The following is a 21,846-nucleotide window of genomic DNA, read 5'->3' as shown; positions in this document are numbered from 1 at the left end:
CCTCCACGCGTGTGTGCGTACGAAGGGCCTGTCAGCCGAGCCAGTTGAGGCGGCCGATGCTGATCAACCGCATGCGGCGGGTGGCGAGTCGGGTCACCTGGGCGCGTCTCTCCTCGGGTTCGTCGAGGGACTCCAGGAAGAGGGAGGCGGTCATCAGCATCTGGTCGACGTAGAGACCGGCGAGCATCAGCAGGTCGTCCTCGCTCCACCCCTCCGCCTCGGGGTGCTTGGCCAGTTCGGTGGCCACCTCCTCGGCGAACCGCACCAGTTGCTCCCGGATGGCGTTCCGCACGGGTTGGACGCCGCCGTGCCGCTCGCGGGCGATGAAGCGGACGTGTGCGGGGTACGCGTCCACGTGGCGGGCGATCAGCTCGACGGCGCGCTCGATGAGTTCGTCGTTGTCGCCGACCGCCGCCATCAGGTCCTTGACCACCGGGTGCAGACTGCCCAGCGCCTCCTCGACGAGCGCGACGCCGAGGTCCGCGGTCGAGCGGAAGTGCCGGTAGAAGGCGGTCGGGGCGACGCCCACGGCCCGGGTGACCTCGCGCAGCCCGAGGCTGCTCAGGCTCTGCTCCTCCAGCAGACCGAGCGCGGCGTCCAGGAGTGCCTGCCGGGTCTTCTGCTTCTGGGCCTGCCGGGCGCCGAGAGTGTGACTCATGCCATGCAGTTAACAACTGTTCTCCGGGATTGCAAAGCCGAACGGCGCGCTAGACTCTGGGGTCAGTGAACAACTGTAACTACAACCGTTCACCCAATCGTCACGAGAGGCATTCCCACGATGTTGTTCCTCGTCGCCGCGCTTCTGCTGCTGGGTGTCGTGCTGGGCACCGTGGCCCATGTGCCGCTCGACGTCTCCCTCGTCGGCGCGGCCGTCATCGCCACCTGGCTGGCGATCTTCGCGTACCGCGAGCGCGCCCGCCGCGGCCGGACCACCGACTGACCGTCCCCGAAAGCCCGTTGGGAGCAGACCGATCATGCAACTCACCGCCCCGAGCCCGTCCCGCACCAGCGTCGGCACCGGTACCGGCACGCCCGTCCGCCGCCGAGGCCGTGACGCCGACGGCATGGCCGTGGCCTCCTTCATCCTGGGCCTCCTGGGCCTCCTCGTCCTCAACCTCTTCCTGGGCCCCATAGCCATCACCCTCGCGGCCCTGTCCCTCAAGCGAGGCACCACAAGGCGAGGCCGAGCCCTCCTGGGCCTGACCCTGGGCGTGGCCGACCTGGCAGTCCTCCTCGTCCTGATGCAGACGAGCGGCACGGTGTCCTGGAACTTCTAGAGGGGCCCGATCCCTGACCGGTACCGGCGCAAAACAACCGCCGGGTGCCGGCAGAGGAGACGGCCACGGCAGCCGGGCCCCAGGCCAAGGACGGTCGGCCCGTAGAATCGGGGCCACCATGGCTTACCTCGACCACGCGGCGACCACCCCGATGCTCCAAGAGGCGGCAGAGGCCCTGACCGCCCAGCTGAGCGTCACCGGCAACGCCTCCTCGCTGCACGCCTCCGGCCGCCGAGCGCGGCGCACCGTCGAGGAGGCCCGTGAAACCCTCGCCGAGGCCCTGGGCGCCCGCCCCAGCGAGGTCGTGTTCACCTCCGGCGGCACCGAGGCCGACAACCTCGCCGTGAAGGGTCTGTACTGGTCCCGCCGCGGCGCCGACCCGGCCCGCACCCGGGTCCTCGCCAGCCCCGTCGAACACCACGCGGTCCTGGACGCGGTCCACTGGCTCGGCGAACACGAGGGCGCCACGGTCGAGTACCTCCCGGTCGACTCGTACGGCCGAGTCCACCCCGAGGCCCTGCGCGAGGCGATCGCCCGCAACCCCGACGACGTCGCCCTGGCCACCGTGATGTGGGCCAACAACGAGATCGGCACGATCATGCCGGTCCGCGAACTGGCGGACGTGGCAGGAGAGTTCGGCGTCCCGCTGCATGCCGACGCGGTCCAGGCCTTCGGTCAGGTTCCGGTCGACTTCGAGGCCTCCGGTCTCGCCGCCATGACCGTCTCCGGCCACAAGATCGGCGGCCCGTACGGCATCGGCGCGCTGCTCCTCGGCCGTGAGTACAGCCCCGTGCCGGTGCTGCACGGCGGTGGCCAGGAGCGCCATGTCCGCTCCGGCACCCTCGACGTCCCGGCCGTCGCCTCCTTCGCGGTGGCCGGCAGGCTCGCCGCCGAGCAGCGTGAGTGGTTCGCCCGGGAGATCGGCGCCCTGCGCGACGACCTGGTGACGGCGATCCGTACGGCCGTACCGGACGCGATCCTCGGCGGGGACCCGTCCCCGGAGGGCCGTCTTCCGGCCAACGCGCACTTCACCTTCCCCGGCTGCGAGGGCGACTCCCTGCTCCTCCTGCTCGACGCCCAGGGCATCGAGTGCTCCACGGGCTCCGCCTGCACCGCCGGCGTCGCCCAGCCCAGCCACGTCCTCCTCGCCACCGGCACCGACCCGGACCTGGCCCGCGGCACCCTCCGCTTCTCCCTCGGCCACACCTCCACGGAGGCCGATGTCGAGGCGGTGGCCAAGGCGATCGGCCCGGTGGTGGAGCGGGCGCGCAACGCGGGCCTGAGCTGAGCCGGAGCGGCGACCGTCGGCACTCGGACGTGTCCTGTCGCCGGACCGCGAGGAGGACGCGGGACCGCTAGAAGACGCTCTCGGGCTTCGGCAGCGGATCGATCAGACCGTCGTCCTTCAGTTGCTGCCGCGCCCGACCGTCACCCGGCCGGATCGCGGGGCAGCGCGTGCCCTTCTCGGGCGTCACCAGGGTGGTGAGGTAGGTGTCGGTCGCCTCCCGCATACAGGGGCTCAGCCAGTAGGTGATGTGCCCGACGCCGTCGTACGTCAGCAGCGTCGCCTCCCGGCCGATCTGCCGTGCCGCGTTCGCACCCCAGGCATGCGGCGTCGCCACGTCGTACCGGCTGTTCGTCACCAGGATCGGCGCCGAGCCGCGCACCCGGAGCCGGTGCTGCGGGTTGGCGACCTCGTCCGTCCAGTTCTGGCAGCTCGTCATGTACGACCGGCTCAGCGAGGCCTGCCGGGTGAGCGGCGCGATCCGGGCCAGCTCCGCCTCCATGCGCGCGATCGCCGCGTACGAGGGCACGTCGAGGTCGTAGTCCTGGCACAGGACGAGGTCGTACGCGAACTTCACCGGGTTCGCGACCGCGCCGCTCACGGCGGCCGAGGTGGTGTCAACGGTCTCGGCGGCCTCGGTGGTCACTGCCGTCCCGGTGTCCTCAGCCGTGCCGCCGGCCTCGGCGGTCGTGCCCATGCTGGTGAGGAGCTGGGCGAACTCGGGCCACTCGGTGTCCGGGTCGTACATGTGCGAGAAGGTGATGCCCTGGAACGTCGAGAGGGCCATGGGCCGGCCGTAGTACGTCAGCCGGTTCTCCTCGGCCGCCGCGTACAGCGAGGCGTACAGGGCGCGCACGTCCTGGCCGTGCAGCGCACAGGTGGACGTATGGGCGCACCAGTCGGCGAACTCGCCGAACGCGCCCTCCAGGGTCTCGGTCCGGGTCTTCTGGATGCCCCATACGCCGAGGCTGTGGTCCATGTTGGAGTCCAGCACCATCGCGCGGATACGGCGCGGGAAGAGCTCGGCGTACATCTGTCCGATCAGGGTGCCGTACGAACCGCCCCAGTAGCTGATCCGCCGCTCGCCGAGCCCGACGCGTATCGCGTCCATGTCGCGGGCGACGCTCGCGGAGTCCATGTGTTCGGCCAGCGGCCCCGACAGCTCACGGCAGCTGTCGGCGAAGGCGCGGTTGGCCGCGCGCAGGGCGTCGAGCCCGGCGTCGTCCTGTGAGCCGAGCGCCGAGCGACGAGCGGCGCTCAGATCGTCGTCGCAGTACGTCGGGGCGCTGCGGTTGGTGCCGCGCGGGTCGAAGCCCACGAAGTCGAAGCGTTCCACCAGCTCGGGGGAGAACGAGAACGGCGAGCTGAGCGCGAGGTCCACGCCCGACATGCCAGGTCCGCCGGGGTTGAGCAGCAGCGAGCCGAGCCGGCGGTCGGGGTCGGTGGCCCGGTGCCGGGAGAGAGCCAGGTCGATGGTCGCGCCGTCAGGCCGCGCCCAGTCCACCGGGACCGCGATCGTGGCGCACTCGAAGCTGCCCTCGCCGTAGGGCGACTCACAGGGCTCCCAGGCGATGGTCCCGGCCGGGGTGGGAGTGGGGGATGCCGTGGGCGCGGCGGTCGCGGTGCCGGTGAGCAGCTGACCGAAGAGCGCGGTGGCGATCGCCGCGCCGGCGAGTCCGATGTGTCGTCCGCGCGTGGGGGATGGCACGGATGTTCCTCCTGGTGTGGGTGAGGTGCACATGACGATCGCATCATGTGCCGAACTCACGCCACTGCCAAGAGAGTTGAGGTTGTGTCAGTCAGTCGTCAGGCCGGTGTCGGAGCACTTGTCGGGCCGTGCCGACGTCCCGGAGGGCAGGCCGGCGTCGACGTCCCGGGAGGTCGGGCCGGTGTCGACGTCCCGGAGGTCGGGCCGGTGCCGACGTACTCGGTATCAGGTCGGTGTCGACGTGTCCGCCGTACCCTCCGCGTCCCGGGCGGCGCGCACCAGCTTCATGTACCGGTCCCAGTCCCAGCCCTCACCCGGGTCCGTGTGGTCCGTCCCCGGCACCTCCACATGCCCGATGATGTGCTCCCGGTCGACGGGTATGTCGTACCGCGCGCAGATACGCGCCGTGAGCCGGGCCGAGGCCTCGTACATCTCGTCCGTGAAGTCCTCGGGGCGCTCCACGAAGCCCTCGTGCTCGATGCCGACGCTCCGCTCGTTGTAGGCGCGGTTGCCCGCGTGGTACGCCACGTCCAGCTCGCGGATCATCTGTGTGACATGCCCGTCCTTGCGGACGATGTAGTGCGCGGCGGCGCCGTGCGCCGGGTCCTGGAAGACCTGGACGGCGCTGGCGAAGCTGCCCTGGGTGACATGGATGATCACCATGTCTATGCCGTAGTCGTCCGGCCGGTCCGCCATCCGCCAGTTCGCGTCCGACGCGGCCATCCAGCGGGCCCCGGTGTAGTCGACCTCGCCCTCCTTGCGCGGCTTCTCGATCCCGGGCACGCGCCACCACGCGCGCCGCAGCTCGTCCTGGGCCACCACGGCCGTGCCGACGGCGGCCACGGCCGTACCGATCAGCAGGGCACGACGCCCGACGCGCCGCCCCTGGTCCTTGCCCCGCCCGCCCGCGCCCGTACCCATGCCCATACCCGTGCCCATACCCATGCCCTGGGAGGTGCTGTCCCCGGATGCCCTTCTGGTGCCCACGAGATCGTCAACGGATACTCGCGGGCTCCGGTTCCCGGCGCCCCGTACCCTTGAAGGGCTATGACTGAGACCTCGCAGCGCACCCGCCCCCTCCGTGTCCTCGCCGCCATGTCCGGCGGGGTCGACTCCGCCGTCGCCGCCGCCCGTGCGGCGGAAGCCGGGCACGACGTGACGGGCGTCCACCTGGCGCTGTCCGCGAACCCCCAGTCGTTCCGCACGGGCGCGCGTGGCTGCTGCACCATCGAGGACTCGCGGGACGCCCGCCGCGCGGCCGACGTCATCGGCATCCCGTTCTACGTCTGGGACCTCGCCGACCGCTTCCGCGAGGACGTCGTCGAGGACTTCATCGCCGAGTACGAGGCCGGCCGCACCCCCAACCCGTGCCTGCGCTGCAACGAGAAGATCAAGTTCGCGGCCCTGCTGGACAAGGCCCTCGCCCTGGGCTTCGACGCGGTGTGCACGGGCCACTACGCGAAGGTCGTGCTCAACGAGGACGGGACGCGCGAGCTGCACCGTGCCTCCGACATGGCCAAGGACCAGTCGTACGTCCTCGGCGTCCTCGACGAGAAGCAGCTCGCCCACGCGATGTTCCCGCTCGGCGACACGGTGACGACGAAGGACGAGATCCGCGCGGAGGCCGAGCGCAGGGGGCTGGCGGTCGCGAAGAAGCCCGACTCGCACGACATCTGCTTCATCGCCGACGGCGACACCCAGGGCTTCCTGGCTCACAGGCTGGGCAAGGCGGAGGGCGACATCGTCGACGAGTCGGGGGCGAAGCTCGGCACCCACGAGGGCGCGTACGGCTTCACCATCGGCCAGCGCAAGGGCCTGCGCATCGGCACCCCCGCCCCCGACGGCAAGCCCCGCTACGTCCTCGACATCTCCCCGGTCGACAACACGGTGACGGTCGGCCCGGCGGCCTCCCTGGACGTCTCCGCCCTGACCGCGATCAACCCCCGCTGGTGCGGCGCCGCCCCCACCGGCCCCGGCACCTACACCGCCCAGATCCGCGCCCACGGCGGCGAGACGGAGGTCACGGCGGAGCTGACCGACGGAGAACTCCAGGTCCACTTCACCGAGCCGGTCCGCGGCGTCGCCCCCGGCCAGGCGATCGTCCTGTACGACGACACACGCGTGGTGGGCTCGGCGACGATCGCGTCGACCACGCGCGTGAAGGCCGGGGTCAACGTCGGATGACGGTCCTCTGGCCACGCAGTGGCTTTCGCCATAAGCTGCTTGGTGTGGGCTACCCGCACCAAGTGGCGTGAAGTGACGAGAATGCCGGCGACCGAACAGGAGGCCCCCATGTTGCTCAGCTTCCGGGTGGCCAACCACCGGTCGATCCGCGACGAGGTCGAGCTGTCGCTTGTGGCGACCGAGTTCAATGAGAGAACCGGCCGTGACACCGGCGCACGTTCACAGGGGAAGCAGCTGGAGATTCTGCCCACGGTCGGTGTCTTCGGTGCCAACGCCTCCGGTAAGTCGAACCTGCTGTTGGCGATGAACTTCATGCGCCAGGCCGTCCGCGAGTCCTTTGCCGACTGGAGCAAGGAACCGGGCGTACCGCGCGAGCCCTTCGCACTCGACCCGAGCGCCCGGGACGACACCAGCCTCTTCGAGGTTGATCTGCTTCTCCCCACTCGCGGCGAGCCCGTCCGCTACACATACGGCTTCGAGCTGTCCGACGAGCGAGTGGAAGCCGAATGGCTTCACGCCTACCCCAGTGGACGCCGTCAGGTGTGGTTCGACCGGGAAGCCGGACGGCCCGAGTCCGAAGGCAGCGAGATCCGCACTCCCCGCACGGGATTGCGAGGCGCCCAGGATGCCTTCAAGAACTTCACCCGGCCGAATTCCCTCTTCCTGACCGTGGCCGCCGCGATGAACCATCCGCAGCTCTCCGCAGTGCATCGATGGTTCCTCGACAACTTCTGGCTCGTCGAGCCTGGCGAGGACGTGGCGGTGCGCACCCACTGGACGAGAGATCTGATCAACGAGGCTCATCTCACCGACGGTGACCTTCGTGACCGATTCGTCACTCTGCTGCGGTCGGCGGATCTCGGCATCACCGACCTCTCCGTCGACCCGCACACCGGAGATCCGCAGCTCCTGCACCGCTCAGCCGCCGGTAAGGACCTGCCGTTGGACTTCTGGAACCAGGAGTCACTCGGCACCCACGCCTGGTTCGCCTTCCTCGGCCCGTTGCTGAGCGTCCTCAAGAGCGGCGGAACGCTCCTCGTCGACGAGCTCGACTCCAGCCTGCACCCGCTGCTCGCGGCGGAGGTCATCCGCATCTTCCAGGACGAGGAGGCCAACCCCCGTACGGCGCAGCTCGTCTTCACGACCCACGACGCGACCCTCCTGGGACCCACGGTCGCCGAGCGGCCTCTCGACCGCGACCAGGTGTGGATCACCCTGAAGAACCGCACGGGGGAGACCGAGCTCTACCCGCTCACCGCTGCCCGCAAGGTCCGCAACGACGAGAACCTGGTACGCCGCTATCTGCAAGGCGGCTACGGCGGCGTACCCCGCCTGACCAACGGCGAGGTGGCACGTCAGCTGGCCCTGCTCGAAGAGGGGCTGAAGGCGACAGCGTGAGCGGCAACAGAGGACAGGGAGAGCGTCGCAAACGCCGCGACCGCCCGGGCGGGGGCGCGGTACGCCGTCCCCTCTCCACCTACCGGGACCCCTCCCAGCGACTGGTATACGTGGCCACTGAGGGCGCCAAGACCGAGCGCGACTACATCACCCTCCTCAACCACGCCTACGGCGAGGAGAAGAATTTCCGCCTGCACTTCTGCAGGCACCCCGACAACAACGGACTGCGCCCCGTCGAGGTGGTCAAGCGTGTCCTTGCCGACGCCGACCCGACCGACGAGAAGTGGGCGCTCTTCGACCGCGACTCCGGTGACAAGACCCCCGAGGAGATCCAGGAGGCTATGCGGCTGGCGGCGGAGCAAGGCGTACACGTGGCCCTCTCCCACCCCTCCTTCGAACTGTGGCTGCTCCTTCACTTCAAACAGCACACGAGCCCGGAGAGCGGCCTGAGCACCACCACCCTCAACCGGCTGCGCAGCCACCCGGAGGCCGACGGCTTCGCGGACTACGACACGCAGTCCGGCGACCGAGGCAAGGGGCTCGGAGGCGTGCGCGGGCGGTCGTTGCTCGGCCGCGAGCGGACCGCCGTACGCAACGCACGGAAGCTGGTGGCGCTGTGCCCGCACCCGTCCGGCGGCTGCTCGGCCAAGGGCCTGACGGTCGAGAAGATTCCCGGCCCCAGAAGCGAGACCAAGGAGACGTACGAGGAGTGGAACCGCCGCACCGGCCACGCGGCCACCTGTGACCCGGTCCGGCGCGACCCCTCGGCCGATGTGTGGCGTCTCCTGGTCAGTCTCGGCATCGGAACGGACGATTCGTAGCAACCGGACGACCGGATTTCGTTCGGCCTGCCGACCGGACTACTCTTCCGGGGTTCTCCCGATTCCGACCGCGTACGTACGAAGGACTGGCTTCCTTGGCTCGTATCACCCTGCCCCAGCTTGAGCGGCACCTGTTCTCGGCCGCCGACATCCTGCGCGGCCGGATGGACGCCTCGGAGTACCGGGACTTCATCTTCGGAATGCTGTTCCTCAAACGCGCCTCGGACGAGTTCCAGCCCGAATGGGAGCGGGTCTACGCGGACGCCCTGGAGCGGACGAGAGGAGACGAGGGCAAGGCCCTGGAGCGGGCCAACGACAGGGACAAGTATCCCCGCGTCTTCTACGTCCCGCCGCGCGCCCGCTGGTGGAGAGGCCCGCACATCGACCCGCGGACCCCGGGCAACCCGGCCCCCGGCATCAGTGCACTGGTCGACAAAGTGGGCCAGGGGCTGGACCAGGCCCTGGCGGCACTCCAGGAGAGCAACGACAAGCTGGACGGCGTCGCCCGGCACATCAACTTCAACGAGGTCGTCGGTACCAAGCCCCGCTTCACCAACGCCGAACTGCGCTCTCTCATCCGTCACTTCAGCCTCTACAGGCTGCGCAACGAGGACTTCGAGTTTCCGGACATGCTGGGTGCGGCATACGAGTACCTGCTGGCCCGGTTCGCGGACTCCGCCGGCCAGCGTGGCGGCGAGTTCTACACCCCGCGCGAAGTCGTGCGCATGATGGTGCGCCTCGTCGACCCCAAGCCGGGCGACAGCGTCTACGACCCCTGCGCGGGCTCCGGCGGCATGCTCATCGCCGCGCGGGAGTACGTGGAGGAGAGCGGCGGCGGCCCGGACGATCTGGGGATCAACGGTCAGGACAAGAACGGCCCGTCCTGGTCCATGGCCAGTATGAACATGGTGCTGCACGGCATCCACGAGTTCGACCTCCAGCACGGCGACACCCTCGTCGAGCCGCTCCACCTCACCGGCGGCAACAGGCTGCGCACCTTCACCAAGGTCCTCTCGAACCCCCCCTTCTCCCTCAACTACGACGCCGAGCTGGTCAAGAAGGCCGACAATGACCACGGCAAGCGGATGCACTGGGGATACGCACCTGAGAGCGGCAAGAAGGCGGACCTGATGTTCGTCCAGCACATGATCTCGGTGCTGGAGCACAACCGGGACGCCGTCGCCGCCACGGTCATGCCGCACGGCGTCCTGTTCCGCGCGGGCAAGGAGCGCGACATCCGCGTGAAGCTCCTGGAGCACGACTGCGTCGAGGCCGTGATCGGCCTCGGCCCGAACCTCTTCTACGGCACCGGAATCCCCGGCTGCATCCTGGTCCTGCGCAGACCCGGCCGTAAGGCCCCGGCGCGCGAGGGCCAGGTCCTGTTCATCAACGCCGACCGTGACTTCCGCGCCGCCCGCAACCAGAACGAACTGGGCGAGGAGCACGCGGAGAAGATCGTCACGGTGTACCGGGAATGGCTGGAGGAGCCGGGGTATTCGCGTGTGGTGAGCGTTGACGACCTCCTGTCCGCCGACGCCAACCTCAACATCCGCCGCTGGGTGGACAATTCACCGCCGCCCGAGCCTCAGGACGTACGGGCCCACCTGTACGGCGGCGTCCCGACGGCCGAGATCGAGCCCAAGGCCGGCTTGTTCCACGCGTACGGCATCGATGTCTCCGACCTCTTCGCGCCGCGGAAGGACGACGAGGAGTATGTCGACTTCCTCCCGGAGGGCCCGGAGGCTACGGCGGCCCGCATTGCTGAGCTGGCGGCGCCGAAGGAGGCGCAGGTCAGGGAGACGTACGAGGGGTGGTGGGCGGAGCAGGCGGGTGGCTTCACGGCGCTCATCGGTCAGCAGGAGCTGCTGTTGCTGCGCGGTCGGCTGGTGAAGGGCTTCACCAAGGCCCTGCGGGACGTCGGCGTGCTCGACCGGTACGACGCCGCGGGCATCGTCGCCGACTGGTGGATGGCGGTCCGGTACGACCTGAAGGCGCTGGCGGCCGGAGGGTACGAGCGGGTGCTGGACGGCTGGATCGACTCGGTGGAGACCATGGTCGAACCGGTCCTGCCGGACGACGACGCGGACGATGACGGCGGGAACGGCGGCGCGAGTGTCGGCGGGAAGGGCAAGGGCCGAGGCCGCAAGAAGACGACGGTCACGGCGGCCGACCGCCGCCGCGCCCTCGACCAGCCGGTGGTACGGGTACTGATCCCCGAGTTCCTGGACGAGGTGGCCCGCGCGGATGAGGCACTGGCGCGGGCGGACGCGGCGTTGAAGGCGGCGGTGGCGGAGCTGGCGGCTGCGCAGCCGCCGTCGAAAGTGGACGCTGACGAGGACGCGGACGACTCGGATGACGAGGGAGGCGAGGCGGAGCGCGAGCCGGTGGACCCGGAGGAGATCAAGCGCTTGGAGAAGACGGTGGTCCGCCTGCGTAAGGAGCGCACTGCGGCCTCCCGCCACCGCTCGGCCCTGGACGACCGCTTCCTGAGCGACCTGCGCGCGGCGGCGGAGCTGGCCAAGGCGGAGACGGACGGCGCGCAGCGTGTCGTCCTGGCGGTCTTCGGCGCCGGGTTGGCAGACCGCTTGGACGCGGCGGTGGCTGCGGGGCAACGTGAGCTGGTGGCGGCGATTCGGGGCTGGGCGGACAAGTACGCGGTGTCGCTGGAGGAGCTGGAGGGGGAGAGCGAGGCTGCGGCGGGGGAGCTGGGGGCTTGGTTGAAGGAGCTTGGGTATGCGCGGTGAGGTGAGGCTGGGGGAGTGGCTGACCCGCATCGAGGCAGGCAAGAGTCCTGCAGCTGAGGACACCCCTGCGGGCGAGGGCGAGTGGGGAGTCCTCAAAGTGAGTGCCGTGCAGCCAGGTGGATTTGCCGCGCGGGAGAACAAGGTCATCCGCGACATGGCTTTGGTGCATCCGCGATACGAGGTGCGGCACGGCGATCTGTTGATGACACGGGCAAACACCGAGGAGCTGGTAGGCATGGCCTGCATTGCTGATACTCCTCCGCCGAGGCTCTTGCTCAGCGACAAAACGCTTCGGCTCTATGTCGACGAGTCACGTGCCGACCGGAAGTTTGTGCAGCTCACTCTTGCTCGCTCAGAGAGCCGACACCGGGTTAGGGCCCTGGCGACTGGCACGAGCGCCGGAATGAAGAACATCGGTCAGGAGCAGGTCCGGCAACTTCCTGTTCCCGACGTGCCACTGGAGGAGCAGCGCGGGATCGTCGCCGCCCACGCCGCGTTCGACCGGCGTATCGGGGCGCTGGAGCGGACACTGGGCAAGTTGCGCGTAGCGGAAGAGGCGCTGTCTGGCGAGGCGTTGTCACCGGGGCCACATTGGGAGTACGCGGCCGTGAAGTCCGTCGCGGAGGTGGCTGCGGGGGTCACACTGGGGGCGGAGCCACTGGGGGACGGGACCGTTGAACTCCCGTACCTCCGTGTGGCGAACGTCCTCGACGGACGTATCGACACCACCGACGTGAAGCGCGTGCGCATCCTCGGTTCGCACCTTGAGCGCTATGCCGTGCAAAAGGGTGACCTGCTGTTGACCGAGGGTGGTGACCTGGACAAGCTCGGCCGGGGTGCTGTCTGGGACGGTCGCATCGAGCCGTGCCTGCATCAGAACCACGTCTTCCGCGTGCGCTGCGGCAACAGGATGGACCCCGACTTCCTGGCCCTGTACACCGCGTCCCCCGAGGGACGGGCGTATTTCCAGCGGGTGGGCAAGCAGACGACCAACCTCGCCTCGATCAACTCGACCCAGGTGAAGGCGATGCGGGTTCCGGTCCCTCCGCTGGAGGAACAACAGCGAAACCTGGAGCCGGTTCGGACAGTACGCGCTCGTGTGCGAGCCGTGGAACAGCAAGTTGCCAAGCTTCGGACGATCCAGGGGGGTGTCGTCGAGGACCTGCTCGCGGGGCGGGTGCGACTGGCGGCGGCCTGAGGAGTGTGCGTAGGCGGGTTACTTGAGCGGGAGCCCAGGGACACCCGCCTTTACGCTGTGCAGGAGTGCGCCTAGCGTGCCCGAGCAGGTCGCCAGAACCTCGGCAGGACACTCGCTTTCGCGGAGGGCTATGCCGTCCTCGGTGGAGGCGAGCTCGACGCAGTTGTTACCTCCTTCGTCGGAGAACGACGACTTGACCCAGTGCAGGCCGGACACGTGTGGACCCCTCTTACAGCTCTTTGACGACGGTGCGGATGAAATCCCTCGACTTGGAGGGAGTCAACGCCACCTTCTCGACCAAGTCCAGCCGAGTGCGGAAGTTGGCCAGCTGGGTGGGGGAGTCGAAGAAGACAGCGCCCGTCGGCGAGTCCAGTTGCACGGTGTCCAAGTGACTGTTCGGAGCCTCTGCGTACAGGACTGACGAATCTCCAAGGAGTGGGAAGCCTCCGGCGGCGAACGGAATTACTCGAAGTGTGACGTTCGGGCGCTGACTGGCTTCCAGGAGGTACTGGAGCTGGGCACGGGTGACGTTGCGCCCTCCGAGTTGCATGCGAATCGCGGCTTCGTGGATCACGCCGACGTAGGGAATGGAACGATCCCCAGTGACCACCGCCTGACGGGCCATGCGGTGGGCGACGCGCAGTTCGACCTCCAGTCGCGGGAGTGGCGGCGCAGGGAGTTGGAAGATGGCACGCGCGTGGTCTTCGGTGTGGAACAGACCTGGCAAGTGGGCGATCTGAACCGTACGCAGGCGCACGGCGTAGTTTTCGAGTGCGGACACGTCCAGGAAGCTGGGCGGAATCTTGCCCCGATAGTCCTCCCACCAGCCGGACTTGCGGCCACCCGTCAGTTCTGCCAGCGCATCAACGAGGGCAGCGTCGTCGCACTCGTAGATGGTGGTGAGTCGTCGGAGGCGCTCTTCACTGATGCCGAACCGTCCTGCCTCCACATTGGAGATGACAGTGCGGTCGGTGCCGAGGTGCTCGGCAGCCGTAGGGACGGTCATGCCGGCGGCTTCGCGGAGCCGCCTCAGCTCGGTACCGAACCGGCGCTGAAGGATGGTTGGGGACTGTCGCGGTGCCATGGAATCTCTCCTTGCTCGCGCACAGTGTGCCCAGCCAGTTCTGCTTGGTCCACTCAAAACGGGGAACTAACTCTTATGAGTGACCAGGTAGCACCGTTATGTAATTACCTCGTATTCTGTGATGCGTGCCACCCGTTCCCCGTCGGACTTGGAAGCGCACCGCCCGCCCTGCCCGCCCGGGAAGCAGGCCGACGCGGCAGAGACACTGATGCTCCGGCGGCCCCAACACCCGGTGGCGCAAAGTCCAGTTGATCCATCACGACCGCGCACCCCAGGAGGTGCCACGTGAACACAGACCAGACCACCAATCGCCACCCGCACCAAGCCGCCACCTACGAAACCGATCCTTCGCACCAGACCCTGATCTCCGACTCATCCCCCCATCTGCATCCGCCCCTTGACCCCCTCTCAGGCCTCCCGCACCCGCCACCTCTCCCCTTCACCTCCCCCTGGCACTACGAGCTGCACTTCCCCTGCGACCCCCGGGCCCCTGGTATCGCCCGCCTCACCCTCCGCGCCGTTCTCGACGCGCACGGGCTTGCTCAGCTCACCGACCGCGCGGAGCTGCTCGCCTCGGAGCTGGCCACCAACTCCGTACGGCACACCAAGGGCCCCGCGTCCGTACGGCTCCAGTGGCTGCACCCCGTACTCCGAGTCAGCGTCTGGGACATGAGCCCTGACCTCCCCTCAATGCCCGGCGCGCGGCCCACGGAGGCGCCGTCACACGCGGACGGAGGGCGCGGACTGTTCATCCTCGATGCGGTCGCCGACCGGTGGGGTGGGTGTGCCATAGGAGAAGGGGTCTGCGGACCCGGCGGCAAGACCATCTGGTTCGAGCTGAGACTCCCGGTCCCGCCGCCCCCGCCCGCCTCCGCGCTCGCCGCCTGAGGACCGGCCATTCTGTGGGCTTTACCCGCACCCGCATCTCGGAATTGGCAGATCTGGGCCACCGACAGGTCGTGAGAGACCAGGTCAGGCCGTAACCGGTCGGCCCAGATCAGCCAATGGCGCTCCTGCCACGCCCGCCACTGTCAGTACGCCCCACTAAACTCGCCCCTACCCCTGTTTCTCAGGGGAAGCAGACGCGTGCGATGGCGGACGGGGAGAGCGGGAATGGCCCACCCGGAGTACGAGCTGGTCGAGAGGCCGCTCATCGACCAGCTCGTCGCCATGGGGTGGGAGTATCTCCAGGGCGCCCGGCCCGGCGCGCCGGCCACACGAGCCGGTGACTCGGAGCGTGACTCCTTCGCCGAAGTCGTCCACGAGGGACGGTTCTTCGCCGCCGTAAGCCGGCTCAATCCCGGACCGGAAGGTCAACCGTGGCTCACCGACGCTCAGTTGAGGCACATCCTCGACCGGCTCACGGGGCGCGGGCCGGGACAGGGGCCGCAGGCGGACCGTGGCGTGGCCGGGAACCTCGAAGTGACCCGGATGCTACGGGAAGGTGTCAACGCCCGTACGCTGCCCGGCTGGACGAAGGGCCTGCCCGAACACGTACGACTCGTCGACTGGGAGCAGCCGTCCCGGCACGACGAAGACGATCCGCGCGGAAACGATCTGCTGGCCGTCTCACAGTTCCGCGTCGAGCGGGAGAAGCAGCAGGGCACGGAAGGCCGAAAGTCCGCCACCCCCGACCTCGTCCTCTTCGTCAACGGCCTGCCCTGGGTCGTCATCGAGTGCAAGGCGCCCGCCGACCGACTCGCCAGCCACCTCTCGGTGGACGTCGACAGCCGTATCTCCCTGGATCTCGCCGTCGGGCAGGTCATCGGCTACGCAGGCGTGGACGAGGCCGGGTCCATACCCGAGTTCGTACGGTTCGCACAGGTTCTCGTCGCCACGGACGGCGACCATGCCGAGTTGGGCACGGTCACCTCCGAACCACAGCATTTCGCACCCTGGCGAACCGTGGAACCGGCCCGAGAGGACCAGGTGCGGGAGGAGGTCGGGGCCCCCGAGGAGCGGCAGCTCACCGCACAGGAGACCCTCGTCGCCGGGGTTCTGCGGCCCGCCCATCTCCTCACCCTTGTAAGGGACTTCACCACCCAGGCGGGGCGCGGGCCCCGTACGGTCAAGGTCGTCGGCCGATACCAGCAGTTCCGTGCCGTCCACCGGATCGCGGCCTCACTGCGGGCCCGGCAGGCGGCCCGCGCGGCCGGGCGGGACACCGACCACCGGGGCGGTGTCACCTGGCACACGCAGGGGTCCGGCAAGAGCCTCACCATGGCCTTCCTCGTCCGCCACCTGCGCAGTACTCCCGAACTGGCCGGACACAAGGTTGTCGTGGTGACCGACCGGCGCGACCTCGAAGAGCAGATCCGCGACAGCCTCTGCGCCGCCGACGAACGGATCTACCGATCGAGGTCCGTCAAGCAGGCCCGCCGTTTCCTGGCCGTCGACGTTCCCGACGTCGTGCTCGTCATGCTGCAGAAGGCCCGCCGTGACGACGACGCGTCGTACGACGGGCAGGACGAGTTTCTCGCCAAGGAGCCCGGCGAGCGCGACCACCTCCACAACCGTGTCGCGAATGACGGGCACGACATCGTCGTACTGATCGACGAAGCACACCGGGGTCAGACTGCCTGGCAGCATGCCCGGCTGCGCGCGATGCTGCCGAACGCCGCGATGCTCGGCTTCACCGGCACCCCGATTATCAACAGAGCCCGCAAGACCACCGAGGACATCTTCGGCCCCTTTGCCGACACTTACACGCTGCGCGACGCCGAGCGGGACGGGGCTGTCGTCCCCGTGCGCTACGCCGCCGAGAGCGTGTCCCTGGAGGTGTTGGACAAAGCCCGCCTCGACGCCGGGTTCGACGAGCAGGTCCCCGTCGAGCCGGACCGTCGCCTCCGGGTGCTGCGGCGGTTCGGCCGGCGCAAGGAGATCCTGGAGTCCCCGGCCGTCATCGCCGCCAAGGCCGAGCACATGGTGTGGCACTGGGCGGTCACCGCGATGAGGGACGGCTTCGGCGCGCAGGTCGTCGCGGTGTCCAGGAAGGCCGCCGTCCGCTACCAGCGGGAGCTGACCGCCGCCCTCAAGCGTCTCGTCGCACGCATCGACGGACTCGGCCCACTGCTGCACGACCCCGAGGCAGAGGAGTCGACGAGCGGTGAGCAGCGCGAACTGATCCGCCTGGCGCGGTACCGAAACCTCCTCGCCCGGATCGAGGTCGCCGCGGTGATCTCCGGGGACAGGCCGCGGGACCCGAACTGCTGGAAACTCTGGACCGACAAGGCGCGCCACGCCGAGTACATCGACCGCTTCAAGCGCGGTGTGCCCGCACGTGATCCGTTCGCCCCGCCCGCCGAGCGCTCCTGGCAGGGGACCGCGCCCGGTCGCGCTCCGCGTCCGGCAGGCAGGGGCGGGGGACCCTGGAACGAGGGCCGTTCGCGCTCGGTGGGGCGACACCGGCCGGGCGAGCCTGTGCAAGAGGCGCCGCTGGGATTCCTGGTCGTCAACTCCATGCTTCTCACCGGCTTCGACGCCCCGCCCGAGCAGGTGCTCTACCTCGACCGGAGGCTGGCCGGCGCGGGACTGCTCCAGGGCATCGCCCGTACCAACCGCCCGTACCCGGCCAAGGAGTTCGGGCTGGTCGTGGACTATGTGGGGGTCGGCCCCGAGCTCGCCCGCTCGCTCGCCGCGTACGAAGAGGCCCACCTGCGGGCAGTGTTCGGCTACCAGGACGTCTCCTTCGACCACCTGGACCCGGACCACACCGGGCCCCAGCCCACCCGCGACCGCCTCTGGCTCCAGGCGGACGCCGCCGCGGACGCCCTCCTGGCGGACCGGCACCGTATCCTCACCCGCCTGCTCACGGAGCTCGGGGCCACCTCGCTCGACGACGAGACGCAGCGTGAGGACCTGCTGGCCAGGCTCGCCGACCCGCTGCTGCGAGGCGAGTTCGACGAGATCGTACGGAACTTCTTGACGGCCCTGGGCGCCGTACTGCCCAGGCCGTACGCATTGGAGTACGAGGACTTCGCACGCCGGATCGGTGAGGTGCAGTATCTGGTCCGTGCCCGCTACCTCGACGACCGCGATCAGTTCAGCCCGAGGCGCTACGGCGCCAAGGTGCGCGATCTCATCGCTCGGCACCTCAAGGTGTCCGGCATCGAGGAGCGCGTACCGCCCGCGACTCTTACCGCCCCCGACTTCCTGGAGAAGGTCCTGGCGACTCCGGACGCCCGCACCAGGGTGTCGTACCTGACCAGCCGCCTCAGGACCCACATCACCGCACGGCTGGACGCCGACCGCACCCGTTACGAGAAGTTCAGCGAGCGGCTGCAAGAGGTCGTCCGGCGCATGGGGGAGGACTTCGAACAGGCTGCGGCCTCGCTGGAGACCCTGGCCCGCGATGTCCTCGGCGTCGAGGAGGACGGCGGCGGCACCGGCGCGACCGGCCTGGACCCATGGACTGAGCAGCCCGTGTACGGGCTGCTGTGCCGCGACTACGAGGAAGCCGACGGACCCGCTGTCCCGGAGACGATCGACAGGGTCAAGGCCGCTCGGGACGTCGCGGCCTGTATAGCGGTTCTCGTCCGGTCCCCGAACTTCCAGGCGCTCCCGGAGGCGAGGGACCGGGTGCGGCGGGAGCTGCGCAACTACCTGGAGGGCGAACTCCACGTCGACTGGGCGGTGACCGGCCCGATGGCGAACCTGCTGGTGGAGCTGGCAGCGGAACGGCACGACGACTTCCTGAGGTACGCGCCGGGCGACGAGGTCTGAGCCTGGTACTGCACTGTCAGTACCGGGTGGTAGGAATGGCCGGTGAGCACATCCGTCCAGCAGGCGATCGCCGCGCTACCGCTTCCCCCGGGATGGCGGTGGCGTGTCGATCTGCGCCCTCGGCGCCGTTCGCTGGGCATCGAGGTCACACCGGACGGTGAGGTGCTCTTCGCCGTGCCTGCGGACGCCGACCCGTACGCCGTGGCGGCTGCTGTGCGGACCCGGTTGCCGCGTCTCGCGGAGGAAGTCAGACGCCGTCGCGAGCGACCGGCCGAACCGACGAAGGAGCTGATCAGCGGGACCAGCTTTGCCTATCTAGGGCGGCGGTACCGGCTGCGGCGCGTCCCGTCGGCGGACGGCCGAGTGCGTATGCATCGGGGCTGGCTGGAGCTGCCGGAACCGATGAATGCCGAGGAGGGTGCGCGGAAGATCGCCGCCTGGTACACCGAGCGCGGCAGTGAATGGCTGCGTGCCCGTCTACCGTCTCTGGAACTGCGTGTGGGGGCGGTGGCACGGGACATCGCGATCGCCGACCTCGCAGATCGCTGGGGTGCGTGTACGCCGGCCGGTGTCATCACGGTTCACTGGGCCGTCATGCAGCTTCCACCTCCGTTGGTGGACCTCGTGCTGGTGCATGAGATGTGTCACTTGAAGGTGTCAGGGCACGGGCCTGGCTTTCGCAGGGAGATGAGGTTGGTGCTTCCGGACGCTGACCGGCGCGAGCGTTGGTTCGCGGAGGAGGAGCCGCTGCTCTGGAGGGGGAGGGTCGGGTGAGATAGCGGTCGCATGGCCGGGAACTGGGTCTCAGTGTGTGCTGAAACGATCACCGTGCCCAGAGTGCAGCCCTGTGCCAGTGAAACACACGAAGTGTTCGGCGCCCCGTGGTTTCCGACACGATCGTCTTTCCCCAGGTGGCCATCCGCCCGAGAACGGCGCAGGCTGCTGGTGAGTGCTCCCTCAGATACGGCCCAGGGGCCGCAGGAGGCCCAGGAGGTCGCCGTGACAGCCACAGACCCGGCCGGAAGCCCGTCCGGAAAGCCGACGGCGGACCCGTCCAGGAACCGCCGCAGTCTCACCCACCGGGTCCGTTACGCCATGCGGTACCCGGAGCGTGTTCCGGCGCATGCGCGCCGGGTGGCGCGCGACGCGTGGCTGCGGCTCAAGCACCGGGACCACATCGCGTACTACCGGGCCGTCATGGCGGCCGACACGGCGCGCAGCCCCGAGGCCGCCGTCGGGCACAACCCTTCCGTCGAGACGTGGGAACGCATAGGCCGGATGCAGTTCGACTACCTCGTACGGCACGGTCTGGAGCCCCGGCACCGGATGCTGGAGATCGGCTGTGGGAACCTGCGGGCGGGGCGCCTGTTCATCGACCACCTGGACGCCGGGCACTACTACGGGATCGACATCTCGCCGGCCATCCTCCTGGAGGCCCAGCGGATCCTCGTACGAGAGGGTTTGCAATCCAAACTGCCGTATCTGACGCTCGTAGCCGACCTTTCCTTCGAATTCCTGCCCGACGCGTACTTCGACGTCGTCCACGCGCACAGTGTGTTCTCGCACTCACCGGCGCACGTCATAGAGCAGTGCTTCGCCCACGTGGGCCGAGTCCTCGCCCCCGGCGGTTTCTTCGACTTCACGTTCGGCCGCACCGAGGGCAAGGAACACCACGTGTTGCACGAGGACTTCTACTACCGGACCGACACCCTGATCGAACTCGCCCGGGAACACGGCTTGTCGGCCCGCTTCATGGACGACTGGGAGGAACTGCCGCACGGCCAGTCGAAGATCCGCGTGAGCGTGCCGGAGGACGCGGCCGGTAATTCCGGCTCGGATGTCGGTGCCGCCCCCTAACGTGGAGCCATGAACATCTGCGTCTTCCTCTCCGCCGCCGACCTCGCCGACCATTACACGCGCCCCGCGAAGGAGTTCGCGAAGCTGATCGGCAAGGGCGGGCACACACTGGTGTGGGGCGGCTCCGACGTCGGGCTGATGAAGGTGGTCGCGGACGGGGTGCAGGAGGCCGGCGGCAGACTCCTCGGCGTCTCGGTCGAGTTCCTGTCGGCCAAGGCACGGCCGGGCACCGACGAGATGGTGGTCGCGCGCGACCTCGCCGAGCGCAAGCGGCTGCTCCTGGAGAAGGCCGACGCGGTCGTGATCATGGTCGGCGGGACCGGAACGCTCGACGAGGCCACGGAGATCCTGGAGCTGAAGAAGCACGGCCACACCGACAAGCCGGTGGTGCTCCTCAACACGGCGGGCTTCTACGACGGCCTGAAGGAACAGTTCCGCCGCATGGAGGACGAGGGCTTCCTGCCCCGCCCTCTCACCGACCTGGTGTTCTTCGCGGAGGAGCCGGTGGGCGCGATGGCGTATCTGGAGGAGAGCCGGGGCGTGGAGTGAGTCCTGCGGGGGCGGCGGGAGTCTGGGCCCTCTCGCTCCGGGCGGAGTCTGTGCCCCCTCGGCTCGGGGTGATGCGAGCATGACGGTATGGCTACTCATGTGATCACCGGGGCCGGTTCCGGCATCGGCGCGGCCGTCGCGCGCCGCCTGCACGAGCGCGGGGACGACCTCGTGCTGCACGTGCGCGACGCGGGCCGGGCGAAGGAGTTGGCGGCGCGGTTCCCCGGGGCGAAGACCCTGGTCGGCGATCTGGCGGACCCGGACAAGCTCTCCTGGGCCTTCTCCCACCAGACCCTGCCCGACCGTGTGGACTCGCTGCTGCACATCGCGGGCGTGGTCGACCTCGGTCCCGTCGGCGAGTTGACCCCCAAGTCCTGGCGCCACCAGCTGAACGTCAACCTCATCGCCCCCGCCGAGCTGACCCGCCACTTCCTGCCCCAACTCCGCGCCGCCCGCGGCCACATGGTGTTCGTCAACTCGGGCGCCGGTCTCAACGCCCACGCCGACTGGTCCGCCTACGCGGCGTCCAAGCACGGTCTCAAGGCGCTCGCGGACTCGCTCCGCTGGGAGGAGCACGGCAACGGCGTCCGTGTCACGTCCGTCTATCCGGGGCGTACGGCCAGTCCGATGCAGGCGAAGGTCCATCAGCAGGAGGGCAAGGAGTACGACCCGTCGAAGTGGATCGACCCCGAGTCCGTCGCCACCACGATCCTGATGGCCCTGGACCTCCCGAGGGACGCGGAAGTCAACGACCTGACGGTCCGCCCGGGCCTGTAACCCGACGTTTTCCGCCCCCGTCGCCCCTACCCGTCCCATCCCCAGGGGTGCTGCCCCTTCGACCCCGTCGCCTGAGAGCTCGGTCCGGCCGGTTTGTTGGCGGGTGCGGGTGAGCGGGGGCTGGTCGCGCCCACGCGGCGGAGCCGCACATCGATACAGCCCCGCGCCCCTTAAAAGCATGGGGCGCGCCCGGGGTCTTTCAGGGGCGCGGGGAACTGCGCGAGCAACCACACACCACCCGC

At 69.2% G+C, this 21,846-nt stretch carries 19 protein-coding genes; 14 read left to right on the top strand and 5 right to left on the bottom strand.

Going from position 1 to position 21,846, the window contains the following annotated elements; translation table 11 throughout:
• Positions 1–31: 31 nt before the first annotated feature.
• Positions 32–658 carry a TetR family transcriptional regulator gene (locus tag STRIP9103_RS15905; protein ID WP_048820359.1) on the bottom strand — a complete coding sequence of 209 codons (627 nt, stop codon included), beginning with the start codon at positions 656–658 and terminating at the stop codon, positions 32–34.
• A 120-nt stretch (positions 659–778) separates the two neighbouring features.
• Here STRIP9103_RS15905 and STRIP9103_RS50645 point away from each other — a divergent pair, with 120 nt between their 5' ends.
• The 3 genes from STRIP9103_RS50645 (at position 779) to STRIP9103_RS15890 (ending at position 2,565) form a co-directional block, all read left to right on the top strand.
• On the top strand, positions 779–940 hold the full coding sequence (locus STRIP9103_RS50645) for a hypothetical protein (RefSeq protein ID WP_009312497.1): 162 nt from the start codon (positions 779–781) through the stop codon (positions 938–940).
• Between the two features lie 34 nt (positions 941–974).
• A complete protein-coding gene (locus tag STRIP9103_RS15895) occupies positions 975–1,277 on the top strand; it encodes a hypothetical protein (RefSeq protein WP_009312482.1) in 303 nt (100 codons plus the stop codon).
• Between the two features lie 118 nt (positions 1,278–1,395).
• A complete protein-coding gene (locus STRIP9103_RS15890) occupies positions 1,396–2,565 on the top strand; it encodes a cysteine desulfurase family protein (protein WP_009312486.1) in 1,170 nt (389 codons plus the stop codon).
• Between the two features lie 67 nt (positions 2,566–2,632).
• On the opposite strand, the gene STRIP9103_RS15885 is transcribed toward STRIP9103_RS15890, so the two are convergent.
• Both STRIP9103_RS15885 and STRIP9103_RS15880 read right to left on the bottom strand, forming a co-directional pair.
• Positions 2,633–4,270, bottom strand: a complete 1,638-nt coding sequence (locus STRIP9103_RS15885; RefSeq protein ID WP_009312492.1) for an alpha/beta fold hydrolase — start codon at positions 4,268–4,270, stop codon at positions 2,633–2,635.
• Between the two features lie 225 nt (positions 4,271–4,495).
• The gene (locus STRIP9103_RS15880; RefSeq protein WP_086019274.1) at positions 4,496–5,215 is read right to left on the bottom strand and encodes an N-acetylmuramoyl-L-alanine amidase; all 720 of its coding nucleotides are present in this window, start codon (positions 5,213–5,215) and stop codon (positions 4,496–4,498) included.
• Positions 5,216–5,317: 102 nt separating this feature from the next.
• Between STRIP9103_RS15880 and mnmA the strand changes: the two genes are divergently transcribed.
• The 5 genes from mnmA (at position 5,318) to STRIP9103_RS45225 (ending at position 12,615) form a co-directional block, all read left to right on the top strand.
• Positions 5,318–6,454 (top strand): tRNA 2-thiouridine(34) synthase MnmA, encoded by a 1,137-nt coding sequence (mnmA, locus tag STRIP9103_RS15875; protein WP_009312510.1) that lies wholly within the window; start codon positions 5,318–5,320, stop codon positions 6,452–6,454.
• A 108-nt stretch (positions 6,455–6,562) separates the two neighbouring features.
• Positions 6,563–7,852, top strand: a complete 1,290-nt coding sequence (locus STRIP9103_RS15870; RefSeq protein ID WP_009312495.1) for an AAA family ATPase — start codon at positions 6,563–6,565, stop codon at positions 7,850–7,852.
• Positions 7,849–8,673 (top strand): RloB family protein, encoded by an 825-nt coding sequence (locus STRIP9103_RS15865; RefSeq protein ID WP_078613922.1) that lies wholly within the window; start codon positions 7,849–7,851, stop codon positions 8,671–8,673. The genes STRIP9103_RS15870 and STRIP9103_RS15865 overlap by 4 nt, the downstream gene beginning before the upstream one ends.
• A 95-nt stretch (positions 8,674–8,768) precedes the next feature.
• Complete coding sequence (locus STRIP9103_RS15860; protein WP_009312479.1) at positions 8,769–11,417, top strand: type I restriction-modification system subunit M; 2,649 nt, start codon at positions 8,769–8,771, stop codon at positions 11,415–11,417.
• On the top strand, positions 11,407–12,615 hold the full coding sequence (locus STRIP9103_RS45225; RefSeq protein ID WP_009312506.1) for a restriction endonuclease subunit S: 1,209 nt from the start codon (positions 11,407–11,409) through the stop codon (positions 12,613–12,615). Before STRIP9103_RS15860 ends, STRIP9103_RS45225 begins: the two co-directional genes overlap by 11 nt.
• A gap of 18 nt (positions 12,616–12,633) precedes the next feature.
• On the opposite strand, the gene STRIP9103_RS46480 is transcribed toward STRIP9103_RS45225, so the two are convergent.
• Positions 12,634–12,831 (bottom strand): DUF397 domain-containing protein, encoded by a 198-nt coding sequence (locus STRIP9103_RS46480; RefSeq protein ID WP_009312499.1) that lies wholly within the window; start codon positions 12,829–12,831, stop codon positions 12,634–12,636.
• A gap of 13 nt (positions 12,832–12,844) precedes the next feature.
• Entirely contained in the window at positions 12,845–13,699 is an 855-nt protein-coding gene (locus STRIP9103_RS15850) for a helix-turn-helix domain-containing protein (protein WP_009312501.1), read from the bottom strand.
• 285 nt (positions 13,700–13,984) lie between these two features.
• On the opposite strand from STRIP9103_RS15850, the gene STRIP9103_RS15845 reads away from it, so the two are divergent.
• The 6 genes from STRIP9103_RS15845 (at position 13,985) to STRIP9103_RS15820 (ending at position 21,604) form a co-directional block, all read left to right on the top strand.
• Entirely contained in the window at positions 13,985–14,587 is a 603-nt protein-coding gene (locus tag STRIP9103_RS15845; RefSeq protein WP_009312503.1) for an ATP-binding protein, read from the top strand.
• 225 nt (positions 14,588–14,812) lie between these two features.
• The gene (locus STRIP9103_RS15840; protein WP_009312504.1) at positions 14,813–18,421 is read left to right on the top strand and encodes a type I restriction endonuclease subunit R; all 3,609 of its coding nucleotides are present in this window, start codon (positions 14,813–14,815) and stop codon (positions 18,419–18,421) included.
• 42 nt (positions 18,422–18,463) lie between these two features.
• Entirely contained in the window at positions 18,464–19,195 is a 732-nt protein-coding gene (locus tag STRIP9103_RS15835; RefSeq protein ID WP_009312490.1) for a M48 family metallopeptidase, read from the top strand.
• A 321-nt stretch (positions 19,196–19,516) separates the two neighbouring features.
• Positions 19,517–20,278 (top strand): class I SAM-dependent methyltransferase, encoded by a 762-nt coding sequence (locus tag STRIP9103_RS15830; protein ID WP_048820358.1) that lies wholly within the window; start codon positions 19,517–19,519, stop codon positions 20,276–20,278.
• Between the two features lie 9 nt (positions 20,279–20,287).
• A complete protein-coding gene (locus STRIP9103_RS15825) occupies positions 20,288–20,827 on the top strand; it encodes an LOG family protein (RefSeq protein WP_009312493.1) in 540 nt (179 codons plus the stop codon).
• Between the two features lie 87 nt (positions 20,828–20,914).
• Positions 20,915–21,604 (top strand): SDR family oxidoreductase, encoded by a 690-nt coding sequence (locus STRIP9103_RS15820; protein WP_078613921.1) that lies wholly within the window; start codon positions 20,915–20,917, stop codon positions 21,602–21,604.
• Positions 21,605–21,846 lie beyond the last annotated feature (242 nt).

The organism is Streptomyces ipomoeae 91-03 (genome assembly GCF_000317595.1).
GTDB classification, from domain to species: domain Bacteria; phylum Actinomycetota; class Actinomycetes; order Streptomycetales; family Streptomycetaceae; genus Streptomyces; species Streptomyces ipomoeae.
Note: the sequence above shows the minus strand (reverse complement) of the source record. Positions and strands in the feature narration are given on the sequence as shown.

What these genes read in the sequence shown, in the direction of transcription:
- STRIP9103_RS15905 (WP_048820359.1), bottom strand. Translation starts at nt 658, where the DNA reads ATGAGTCACACTCTCGGCGCCCGGCAGGCCCAGAAGCAGAAGACCCGG.
- STRIP9103_RS50645 (WP_009312497.1), top strand. Translation starts at nt 779, where the DNA reads ATGTTGTTCCTCGTCGCCGCGCTTCTGCTGCTGGGTGTCGTGCTGGGC.
- STRIP9103_RS15895 (WP_009312482.1), top strand. Translation starts at nt 975, where the DNA reads ATGCAACTCACCGCCCCGAGCCCGTCCCGCACCAGCGTCGGCACCGGT.
- STRIP9103_RS15890 (WP_009312486.1), top strand. Translation starts at nt 1,396, where the DNA reads ATGGCTTACCTCGACCACGCGGCGACCACCCCGATGCTCCAAGAGGCG.
- STRIP9103_RS15880 (WP_086019274.1), bottom strand. Translation starts at nt 5,215, where the DNA reads ATGGGTATGGGCACGGGTATGGGCATGGGTACGGGCGCGGGCGGGCGG.
- mnmA (WP_009312510.1), top strand. Translation starts at nt 5,318, where the DNA reads ATGACTGAGACCTCGCAGCGCACCCGCCCCCTCCGTGTCCTCGCCGCC.
- STRIP9103_RS15870 (WP_009312495.1), top strand. Translation starts at nt 6,563, where the DNA reads ATGTTGCTCAGCTTCCGGGTGGCCAACCACCGGTCGATCCGCGACGAG.
- STRIP9103_RS45225 (WP_009312506.1), top strand. Translation starts at nt 11,407, where the DNA reads ATGCGCGGTGAGGTGAGGCTGGGGGAGTGGCTGACCCGCATCGAGGCA.
- STRIP9103_RS15850 (WP_009312501.1), bottom strand. Translation starts at nt 13,699, where the DNA reads ATGGCACCGCGACAGTCCCCAACCATCCTTCAGCGCCGGTTCGGTACC.
- STRIP9103_RS15840 (WP_009312504.1), top strand. Translation starts at nt 14,813, where the DNA reads ATGGCCCACCCGGAGTACGAGCTGGTCGAGAGGCCGCTCATCGACCAG.
- STRIP9103_RS15830 (WP_048820358.1), top strand. Translation starts at nt 19,517, where the DNA reads ATGCGGTACCCGGAGCGTGTTCCGGCGCATGCGCGCCGGGTGGCGCGC.
- STRIP9103_RS15825 (WP_009312493.1), top strand. Translation starts at nt 20,288, where the DNA reads ATGAACATCTGCGTCTTCCTCTCCGCCGCCGACCTCGCCGACCATTAC.
- STRIP9103_RS15820 (WP_078613921.1), top strand. Translation starts at nt 20,915, where the DNA reads ATGGCTACTCATGTGATCACCGGGGCCGGTTCCGGCATCGGCGCGGCC.